Source organism: Tessaracoccus sp. OH4464_COT-324, from assembly GCF_003932855.1.
In the GTDB taxonomy this organism is placed as follows: domain Bacteria; phylum Actinomycetota; class Actinomycetes; order Propionibacteriales; family Propionibacteriaceae; genus Arachnia.
The window spans coordinates 1-429 of record NZ_RQYZ01000107.1; the positions used below are offsets into that span (position 1 = coordinate 1).

Consider the following 429-nt stretch of genomic DNA (forward strand, 5'->3'; position numbering starts at 1 on the left):
TGGCGTGCTGAGCGATCAAGATGGCCGTCGCGGCGCGTGGTGGTGCCGATGTCGTTAACGAGCTTGGGTGGCGTGAAGACGAAATGAAGCGGGTCGTGTTTCACACCGACAAAGGCTCGGCTTACACGGCGAATGCGTTCACCAAGCTTTGTCGCCGCCTCGGGATCCGTCAATCGGGTGGGACGGGTGGGGTCATGTTTCGATAATTCCGCCGCTGAAGTGTTCTTTAGCTCGTTAGAGTGGGAAGTCCTCTCACGCCACGAGTTCGCCAACGTCCGGCAAGTCCAGGCCGTCGTGTTGGACTGGTGCTACGGGTTCTACGACCACGAGCGCCGACACAGCTCAGCGGGCATGATGAGCCCGGTCAACTACGAGAACAACGCGGCCCCCTACCGGCAAGCCGCATAAGGAAGCCCTCCACGATCCGGG

Annotated in this window: 1 protein-coding gene; it reads left to right on the top strand. The window is 60.8% G+C overall.

Going from position 1 to position 429, the window contains the following annotated elements:
* Nucleotides 1–219: 219 nt before the first annotated feature.
* Nucleotides 220–408 (top strand): IS3 family transposase, encoded by a 189-nt coding sequence (locus EII42_RS13625; protein WP_233558409.1) that lies wholly within the window; start codon nucleotides 220–222, stop codon nucleotides 406–408.
* The last annotated feature ends 21 nt before the right edge of the window (nucleotides 409–429 follow it).